This window comes from Stenotrophomonas sp. GZD-301, assembly GCF_049310345.1.
Lineage (GTDB): Bacteria > Pseudomonadota > Gammaproteobacteria > Xanthomonadales > Xanthomonadaceae > Stenotrophomonas.
Genome location: NZ_JBMOWY010000024.1, coordinates 50,914 through 60,010, shown reverse-complemented (window position 1 = coordinate 60,010; position 9,097 = coordinate 50,914). Strand labels below are relative to the sequence as shown.

Annotated in this window: 7 protein-coding genes; 4 read left to right on the top strand and 3 right to left on the bottom strand. The window is 68.4% G+C overall.

Features of this window, described 5'->3' with window-relative positions:
- The 4 genes from ACO6VK_RS06595 to ACO6VK_RS06580 all read left to right on the top strand — a co-directional run.
- The coding region (locus ACO6VK_RS06595; protein WP_422506104.1) for a hypothetical protein at window positions 1-252 on the top strand (252 nt) is incomplete at its 5' end.
- 57 nt (window positions 253-309) lie between these two features.
- Window positions 310-1,449 carry an SPFH domain-containing protein gene (locus tag ACO6VK_RS06590; protein ID WP_411851060.1) on the top strand — a complete coding sequence of 380 codons (1,140 nt, stop codon included), beginning with the start codon at window positions 310-312 and terminating at the stop codon, window positions 1,447-1,449.
- Window positions 1,450-1,470: 21 nt separating this feature from the next.
- On the top strand, window positions 1,471-2,817 hold the full coding sequence (locus ACO6VK_RS06585) for a TFIIB-type zinc ribbon-containing protein (protein WP_166473030.1): 1,347 nt from the start codon (window positions 1,471-1,473) through the stop codon (window positions 2,815-2,817).
- Complete coding sequence (locus ACO6VK_RS06580; protein ID WP_422506103.1) at window positions 2,814-3,062, top strand: hypothetical protein; 249 nt, start codon at window positions 2,814-2,816, stop codon at window positions 3,060-3,062. Before ACO6VK_RS06585 ends, ACO6VK_RS06580 begins: the two co-directional genes overlap by 4 nt.
- 18 nt (window positions 3,063-3,080) lie before the next feature.
- Here ACO6VK_RS06580 and ACO6VK_RS06575 read toward each other — a convergent pair whose 3' ends face one another.
- The 3 genes from ACO6VK_RS06575 to ACO6VK_RS06565 are packed head-to-tail and all read right to left on the bottom strand — an operon-like array spanning window position 3,081 to window position 9,021.
- Window positions 3,081-5,723: a DEAD/DEAH box helicase gene (locus tag ACO6VK_RS06575; protein ID WP_422506102.1), complete on the bottom strand. Its 2,643-nt coding sequence runs from the start codon at window positions 5,721-5,723 to the stop codon at window positions 3,081-3,083.
- Window positions 5,720-7,705, bottom strand: coding sequence for a hypothetical protein (locus tag ACO6VK_RS06570; RefSeq protein WP_422506101.1), 1,986 nt, complete (start codon window positions 7,703-7,705; stop codon window positions 5,720-5,722). The genes ACO6VK_RS06575 and ACO6VK_RS06570 overlap by 4 nt, the downstream gene beginning before the upstream one ends.
- Window positions 7,702-9,021 carry a hypothetical protein gene (locus ACO6VK_RS06565; RefSeq protein ID WP_422506100.1) on the bottom strand — a complete coding sequence of 440 codons (1,320 nt, stop codon included), beginning with the start codon at window positions 9,019-9,021 and terminating at the stop codon, window positions 7,702-7,704. Before ACO6VK_RS06565 ends, ACO6VK_RS06570 begins: the two co-directional genes overlap by 4 nt.
- Between the last annotated feature and the right edge of the window lie 76 nt (window positions 9,022-9,097).

Below are 9,097 nucleotides of genomic sequence, written 5' to 3'. Positions count from 1 at the left end.
TGTTCCCCCCCGGCTTCCGACACTCCCGTTTTCTTCTTTTCCCGCCTCGTGGCCGCCACTACCGATGCGATTGGTTGCCGGCCGGTGGTGGGCACGACCGATGCGGTGCCATGCCGGCCGGTGGTCGGCACGACCGATGCGTTACGTTTTCCGGCGGTCGGTCGGCACGACCGAACCGCCCCCTGTAGTGCCGGCCGCTGGCCGGCAACATCCGTGCCGCAGGGGCATCGATGGACCGCCCTCGCCTGCTGATATAGTGCGATTCAATGACGGGCGCGGTGCCCGTCCGTCGATGACAGGGAGCGGATCATGGGTCTTGTACAGGCAGTGAAGGGTGCAGTGGGCGGCGTGCTGGCCGACCAGTGGAAGGACTTTTTCACCGTGCCGGCCGGCCTGCCGTCAACCGCGGCGCTGTTCGCCGCCGTGCCGCGCGGCACCAATGCCGGGCGCGGTTCGAACACCAGTGCGTCGTCCAACATCATCACCAACGGCTCGAAGATCGTCGTGCCCGAAGGCTACGGGCTGCTGCTGTTCCAGGACGGCGCGATCACCGGGTTCGTGGCTGAGCCGGGCGGCTACGAGTGGCGCTCGGATGACACCAACTCGCAGTCCATCTTCGCTGGCGACGGCCTCGTCGGCCCGCTGATCAAGCAGAGCTGGGAGCGCTTCAAGTTCGGCGGCCAGCCGGGCGCGCAGCAGGCGGCGTTCTTCGTGTCGCTGAAGGAACTGCCCGACAACCGCTTCGGCACGCAGTCTGAAATCTACTGGGACGATGGTTTCCTCGGCACGCAGGTCGGCGCGATCACGCGCGGCTCGTACACGCTGAAGATCGTCGACCCGATCCTGTTCGTGAAGAACTTCGTGCCGGCCAGCTACCTGCAGCCGGGCCAGGTGTTCGACTTCACCGACCTGGACAATGCCGCCGCCAGCCAGCTGTTCAACGAGGTGGTGGGCTCGCTCGCTCCGGCGTTCAGCCTGTACACGAACGATCCGGCCAAGGGCAACCGCATCACCAAGCTGCAGCAGGATTCGCTGGGCTTCGCCAAGAGTCTGTCCGACGCGGTCGAACAGGGTTACCAGTGGAAGTCCGATCGCGGCCTGGCCATCGTCAAGACCGCGATCGTGTCGATCGAGTACGACGCCAACACCCGCGAGCTGCTCAAGACCGTGCAGCGGGCCGACGCATTGGCCGGCGCACGCGGCAACTCCAACCTGCAGGCCAGCGTTGCCCAGGGCATCCAGTCGGCAGGCGAGAACGGCGGTGCGGCAGGTCTGGTCGGCGTGGGCATGGCATCGGGGATGTTCGGCGTCGGCGGGATGCAGCAGCCGGTCGCACCGGCCGCCGATGATCCGGTCGCCAAGCTGAAGAAGGCCAAAGAGATGCTCGATCTGGGTCTGATCACCCAGGACGACTACGACGCGCTCAAGGCCAAGGCGCTGGGCCTGTAAGGCCGGGGACACGCTGCGACCATGTCCGACTCCCGTACCCCGCCGCCGCTTCCGGCGGCACCTCCTCCGTTGCCGCCCTCGCCGGCGGCACCGGTGACCGGTCCCGGCTCACCCCGGGACGTTCCGCCGCTGCCCGGCAGTTTCCCGGTCGATCCGGCCACCCTGCCCGATCCGATCCGCGAGGAAATCCAGGCACCCGACCCGGTGGCCATCGATACGTCGGCCGCCGAGCTGAAGGACGGCCTCAACCGCTGCCCGAAGTGCGGCTCCACCGACATCCGGCCCAAGCTCGGCACCGACATCCTGGTCTGCCAGTTCTGCCGCAACGAGTGGCATGGCACCACGGTGGAGGATGCGTTCGGGCTCGGCGAGGGCCTGGACCAGCTTCGCGGCACGATCATCGCCTCGGGCGCGCGCGACATCGCGGCCGACGCCGCCAGCCTGATGAGCTTCAAGTGCACCGGCTGCGGCGCCGAGGTAACGATCAACACCGAGAGCACGATGACCGCACGCTGCCACTGGTGCCGCCATGTGTTCGGCGTCAACGAGCAGGTGGCCAACGGTGCGGTGCCGGATGCGGTGCTGCCGTTCCACATCACCAAGGACGATGCGGTGGCACGCATTCGCCAGTTCGTGGACAAGCGCCGCCTGTTCGCGCTGAAGGCGTTCAAGGAGCAGTTCACGCCGGAGAACGTGGTGGGCGTCTACCTGCCCTACATGATCGTGGACAGCAACGTCAGCGCCAGTGTGGCCGGCAAGGGCGAAATCAAGACGCGCGAGTACACCCGCGGCACCGAGAAGAACAAGCAGACCTACTACGACGCCGACGTGTACCAGGTTGAACGGCACGTGGACTTCACCGTGGACGATCTGCCGTTGGAGTCGTCCACCGAACGCGGCAACCTCGATACCCGCGCCAACACCAACAACATCATCAACACGATCCTGCCGTTCGACACCAAGAACGCGCTGAAGTGGAACGCCTCGTATCTGAATGGTTTCACCTCGGAAAAGCGCAACGTCGATGTCGAACAGCTGCGCCCGCGCCTGGAAGACCAGCTGCTGTCGATCGCCCGCGCGCAGGTGGAAGGGTCGGTCCGTCGCTACGACCGTGGCGTGCGCTGGGAGCAGGAGCGGCTGGATGTGCACGGCTCGCGCTGGGTCTCGATGTACCTGCCGGTGTGGCTGTACTCCTACCACCAGCCCGGCCGCAACGGCGGCATGCTGCACTACATCGCGGTGAACGGCCGCACCGGTGAGACGATGGGCAGCGTGCCGGTACAGCAGTGGAAGCTGCTGCTGGCCGCACTCACCACCGGCACGATCATCGAAGCCCTCGTCCTCTTCTTCCTGGTGGCCTCCTCATGAGCGATGACAGTGGTCTCTGGCTGCTGGCAGCCGGCCCCGCCGGCGCCACGGCGCTGTACTGGGCCTTGTACCGGTACTACCGCAACACCGACAAATCGCACGCGTTCGAGCGCGAAACCACGGTTGAAGCCAAGCCGGTGACCGGTTCGGACCGGCTGGTCGATACCGTGACGGGCACGCAGGAGCGGCAGATCCTCGGCAACAACGTCGGGGCCTACCGCTCGCGGGTGAAGCGGGAGACCTGAGCCGGTCTCCCGCGTTGTTCACGGCGCCGTCTTCAACGGCGAGAACTGCGGCGCGGCCTTGGCGATGCGGTTGCGCAGTGCAATGCCCTCCTCGTCCCCGGCCGCGCACGGCGGCAGGATGTCGCCGTGCAGCTGCGCCCGCAGGTTGTCCCAGCGCTGGGTGAGCACGGCCCAGTGGGTTTCGTCGTAGGTCCCCTCGAACACCACGGGCCGGATCTCGATCCGGGGCAGCTGGTCCGGCGCAACATTTCTACTGATCGCGTCGGCGAGCATGCGCTCCCACAGGCTGCCGAGCCGGTCCACGCGGCCGATCTGCTGCTCCACCACGGCCGGGTTCCACTCCGAATGCAGCAGCACCACGGTGCGGCACGCCAGGTGCAGGTTCAGTCCTTCGCGGCCCACCATCGACTGCGCGATGAGCACGCGCGGGAACGCATGTTCGCGGTTGAAGGCGAGCTGCAGCAGCCGCCGGGTGCCCGCCACGGTGCCGCCGTGCATCAGCCGGGCGAACCCGCCCCGGTTGTGCGCATAGTCTTCCGTGACGCGCTGCGCGGTGACTGCCCAGGCGCCGGCATCGGCCGCGTCGACGTCGGCCGCGCCTTCGTCTTCCTCATCGCTGCCGCTGTCCAGGTTGGTGGCGGCCTGGACCAGGTCGACGAACGCCCGCGCAACCTCTTCGGGCGAGGCGGCATCCAGCCGGTCGCCAAGGTGGTCGGCGAGCGCACGTGCGACAGCGGCGAGCACACTGCCTGACGTACCGTCGGCAGCCACGTGGTGGGCGTGCTGCGCCTGCTTGAAGGCCAGGAATGTGCCATTGAATCGCCTGCGCAGCGGGGCGTCCAGCCCCTGCATGCCCTCCTCGATGGTGGCCAGCAGTGCGGTGCGGAAGCGCTGGCGACTGTTCTCGAGCTGCTGGTAATTGGCCGCCAGCTGCGCGTCGAGTGCCGCGCGGTCGAGTGGCCGGCCCGGGTGGAGCTCGGCGTGGGCGGCCTGGACGGCCGGCCATTCCTCCTGGTGGACGCGCTGCTGCGGCCACGGGCGGCCGGCGGCGAGCGCGTGCAGCATGCGCCGCGCATTGAGCAGATGTGCCAATGCGTCCATCGGCGCGCGATAGCGGGCGAACACCAGCACCTTCTCGTCCGTCTTGCAGATGGCCTCGATGGCCTCGACCGCGGCGCGGATCGCCGGGTGCCGGTAGAGCGCACCGCCGGTGTCGCGCGGTGGCCGCACGGCGTTGCGCAGCGCGGCGGTCCACCAGGCGGTACGCGCGATGCGTTTGCTGTCGCGGACGGACGGCGTCACACCGCTGTCCTCGGCCGTTGCCGTTGCTGCTGCGGCGTTTTCGGCCGGGTCGACGGTACGGTCGATCAACTCGGCAATGCCATGCCCGTTGCCCACGGTCAGACGCTGCCGTTTCGCCTGCGGGTCTTCGTGCAGCCGGCTGGCCAGCGACAGCGCTTCGGCGGCGCATACCGCACGCTGCCATTCGACGGGCAGCTCCTCGAGCGGCACGCGGATCTTCTCGACGCGACGGTAGGCACCGATGTCGCCGCCAGCGTGTTCCCTGAAGGACTGCACGGTGTCGTCTTCGCGTTTGTCGCGGCGCAGGACGTAGGGTGCCAGCGCGGCCTGGTAGGTCTGCGACGCCGTGGCAAACGCCTCGACCATGCCGTCCTTGAACGGGAAGCGGCGCACGTTGGTGACCGCGGCAACGTAGTCGTCGATGGCCTTCTGGATGCATTCTGCGTCGCCGGCGGGAAGGCCGATGCGCTGCAGCGTCTGCGTCCATTGCTTGGCGTCCAGCTCGACCGGCGTGGCGCTCATGGCCAGGCGCCGGCTGCTGGCCCCCGTCGCAAGCAGTACGTCGTTCAACAGCTGGTTGAGCAGGCTGTCGTCGCTGCGGCTCTTGTGCGCCTCATCGATGATGACCAGATCGAAGCTGCCCAGCCCAAGGCCAATGGCCTGCTGCAGGGGGCGGCGCAGGAATGCATTCTTGCCGTAGCTGCCGGGTTCAAGGGTGTGTGCCCACGGGACGTCACTGTCCAGCAATCGGCTCAGTATCCCCTTTTCCGCATCGTGCCCTCCTGCCGCGATGCGCGCGACGATGGCGTCGGCGGCGCCATTGACCCACGGGTCGGTCAGCAGCGGATGGTTCTTGTAGCCGTAGGCTGAACGACCTGTCTCATGCTTGCGCCAGCGTGCGACCAGCTCCGGCAATAGCGCCCATCGCCAGGCGTGTGACGTGTCGCCGAGCCGCCAGCGGGCAAAGTAGTGGGACACCAGCACGACCGGCTCGTCAAACCAGGGGGCCGGCGCATGCGGGTGCTGCCATGCCTGCAGGTACTGGTAAAGGCTGCGCAGCAGCGGCTGCGCCGGAAGGCCGCCACACTGGAGTTCGCGCCGCCACTGGTCATCCAGACCCGGCGGCGCCACGATCGCCACGCGTCCGCCGGCCTTTACCACGCAATGGGCCAACGCTACCGCAATGCGCGTCTTGCCCATGCCGACCTCGTCGGCCAGGATCGCGCCGTGCTCCTTCAGGCGCGTGGTCAGCTGCAGCAGGCTCGCGGCCTGACCGGGATTGAGTTCGATGCGCGCGTCGCGGACGACGTCGCGCGCATGGCTATCCACGTCCTGCCATCCTCGGAACCCGGCGGTCATTGCGTGCCCTCCAGGGCGGTGTAGTCATGGGTGCCCCAGGCCAGCGCTATCCGGCACAGGGTCTGCTCGTAGTGGCGGCCGGCCGCGGTCGTGTCGTCTTCGGCGAAGACGGGCCGGAACGCAGCCGCACGCAGCGGGCTGAGCGGGTTGAGTTGCATCTGCACGAAGCAGGCCACGGCAGGACACTGCCGCGCCTGGAACAGGGATTGTTCGAGGCGGTTGCACCAGCGCGTCCAATCCCCGGCCTCCACATCGGTCTGCCGCGCGGCAATCTGTTCAATGAGCATCATCATCTGGCGGATCGCCGTGCCCGTGCCCAGGGTCGGCGGCGTGCGCCGGTCCGGGCCATCGCGGCGGTCGTCCGGAAGAATCCCCGGATCACCCTCGCCTTCGCCCTCTTCTTCTTCGGGCAGGCGCGGGAACGCGGCAAGCTGCGTCCAGGCGTGATCGAGATCGATGGCCGGCAGCGGCGTGGCGGCCACGCGCCCGTGCGCGTCGATGACCGGCACCCAGGCCAGGTGGGTGTCCGCGCCGACCACCCAACGCACGCGCACCAGGCGCGGCGCAGGACCGGACCAGGCGTAGCCGTCCGCCGCGATCGCGCAGGGGGTGCCTGCCGCGTCGAGTACCTCCACGTCTCCTGCCGTCGGGTCGGGACGGGTCAGCCGGCCGTCGGCCGTCCAGACCAGGTAGGCGATGGGCGCGGCCACATGCTGCGGCGGGGGCGGCGCCCACGGATCGCCGGGCTGGAGTGCCGGCAGATCGCCCACGACGTCTCCGCCGATCGGCAGCAGATTCTGGATCCACTGCGCGGGGTCGTGGCCCTTTTCCCAGAACAGACCGTCGGGGAACACCAGGATGCCGGCTTCGAGATTGCCCGCCGCCGGCGAGGCAGCACTGAGCAGGCCGGCGGTGGTCAGGTTGCCCGACCCCAGATAGAGCCAGGCGCTGTTGCACGCGCCGGTGGTCTTGCTGCGGTTGGACGAGAACAGGAACTTGGCGTGCAGCGTGCGCTGGCTGTCCGTACCGAACACCGCTGCTGGTGCTGCGGCGGCCCTGACGCGGATCGGGTGATCCGGATCCTGCCCCAACTGGTCAACCGCACCGGCGATGGCCTGGCAGGCCTGCGGATTCACATAGAGGTCGACGTGCGCGCGCGGGGCCAGCAGCTGGTAGTCCTTCAGGCGTTTGACGACCTTGTGCGGCAGCGTCGGCAGCGCGGTACCACCCTTGTGTGCGGTCGCTGCTTCATAGAAGCCCGAGCCCATGCACAAGTGGTTTCGTGCCACACCGCCTTCGCGCTCGAGCCCGTCGACAATCTGCTTGAGCAGCGAGCGGCTGCGCGTGTCCAGCAGGCGCGGTCGCACCCGCCGCGACGGTTTGAGGTGGGCGATCCACTGGTCGACACGATCGGCCGACTCCCGGCCCGACAGCGGCGTGTCCGCCTCCAGCAGGCGGGTGTCGTGCAGGTCCAGCAGCCACGCGAACAAGGCCTGTGCGGCACACATGTCGGCACGGCTGACCGCATCGTCCTCGGCGTCGGGCGCCACCTCCAGATCGACGCACCAGGCCAGGTCCAGGCTCTCCTCGACCGTCTGCCGCGTCCAGTTGCCGGTGGAGACCACCAGCCGCAGCAGATGTCGGTCGGCCGTCGCTGCATCACGGAATCCGAGCAGGGCCACCTTGGCGTGCAGCAGACGGAATGGCTTGCGCGAGAGGTCCTGCAGCGGCAGATGCGCGACACCGGGTATCGCGGTGGGCAGCAGCGCCGGCTGGCTCGGGTCCAGCATCAGCGCGAGGCTGATCTGGCCGGCGGCGGCGCGCTGCGCGGCGGACTGGGTGGTGAAGTTTTCGGCGGCCTGGTTGATGAACGCGGCATCGGCCGAGAATCCGCAGATCCAGCCGAACTCGCCCACACAGCCATCAGGCGCAGTGAAGTAATCCAGTAGCGAGGGCTGCTTGAGGTGGGGCTTACGGCTCATGCGGACACTCCCGCTGCGGCGGCGCGGGCGGCATCGATCTTCGGGCCCAGCAGGCCGTGCAGATCCATGTGCAGCAGATACAGGTTGCGCAGGCGATACGAACGGCCGGCGGGGAGCGAGGGCGCGTAGGCATCCAGGCCGGTTTCTTCCTGCGGGTCGCCGTTGTCCTGCGGCAATGCCGGCGGCTGGCCGGTGTAGGCCGGGCCCGGCTGCGCGCAGTCGTCGAGCAGGCGCAGCACGTGGTCGTCGCGGCGCAGCAGGGCGCGCAGCGTGTCCGCGTCCCCCGCTTCGCATTCGCGACTGAAGCGGTTGGCTTCGTCGTCGTGGTGGCCCAGGGCAAGGAACGCGCGGGCGTGTTCGGCAAGCTGCGTGAGCTGAGGCGCGACGTCCCTGCACAGTGCCCCGTCCACCGGCACCTTGGCTCTGCCCTGGCGCGTGGCCAGGATGCCTTCGACACTGTCGAGAACCGCATTGGCGGCGTCGCGCACACGGAACAGGTACGCACCCGCGCGCACGTCATGCCAGTGATCGGCGTCGAGCTCGGGTGGGCCGGCGGGATGGTCGATGTGGTCGGCGACGGTCGTCGACGCCTGCAGGCGCGCGACCCAGCGCCACGCGTTCTGACGGCGGGTGCGGTCGGCGGGGTCCAGGGCGCCGCCCTCCTCCACCGCAAACCGGAGCAGCTTGCAGGCGCTCGCTGGCAGGGGTCGGGTGGGATCAAGAGCCGTGCGCAGCTCGGCATTGTTGAAGCTCAGCGGGCCGTTGACGGCCCAATTCTCCAGATGGTCCACCACACTCTTGTGCTTGCCCACCTTCTCAGTGTCGGCGCACGCCTCGATGAACGGCATGGCGGCATCGGTGCTGCTGAAGGTATTGAACCGCGACCCCGCTGCATGGGCCAGGCCCAGGAACGGCAGCGCCTGTGCAGTGGACATGCGCATCGGCTGGGCGACATGGAAGCCGCGTTGCCGTGCGACGGCGAAGGTGGGTGCGCCGTCGGCCGGCAGCTTGTTGCGGCCGCGCAGTCGTGGGTCGGTCACCCGCCCGTGGGAGTCAAAGGCGATCATGCAGGCGATGGCTTCAATGGCATTGGCCATCTCGATGTTGCTGCAGCGCAGGCCGCGCGCGGTCACACGCTCGGCGACCACGACGCTCAGCGCGGTCAGGTACGCCTGCCGACCAAACCACAGGCCACCGGTGCCGGGCACCGCCCGCTCGTTGAAGCGCCGCACCGCCCGGCTCATATCCAGCGTGCGCGTACGACGCGTCGTTGCCAGCTTCTCCGGTCCCAACAATCCCCACAGACGTTCCGTCACGCGCGCTCCTTGGCAATGGCCTGCCGGCGTCCGTTCCAGTACGTAACGCAGCGTCACAGGCGCATCCCGCATTATG

Bases quoted from the DNA above. Each gene is read 5' to 3' on its own strand.
- ACO6VK_RS06580 (WP_422506103.1), top strand. From the start codon at position 2,814: ATGAGCGATGACAGTGGTCTCTGGCTGCTGGCAGCCGGCCCCGCCGGC.
- ACO6VK_RS06570 (WP_422506101.1), bottom strand. From the start codon at position 7,705: ATGAGCCGTAAGCCCCACCTCAAGCAGCCCTCGCTACTGGATTACTTC.
- ACO6VK_RS06590 (WP_411851060.1), top strand. From the start codon at position 310: ATGGGTCTTGTACAGGCAGTGAAGGGTGCAGTGGGCGGCGTGCTGGCC.
- ACO6VK_RS06575 (WP_422506102.1), bottom strand. From the start codon at position 5,723: ATGACCGCCGGGTTCCGAGGATGGCAGGACGTGGATAGCCATGCGCGC.
- ACO6VK_RS06585 (WP_166473030.1), top strand. From the start codon at position 1,471: ATGTCCGACTCCCGTACCCCGCCGCCGCTTCCGGCGGCACCTCCTCCG.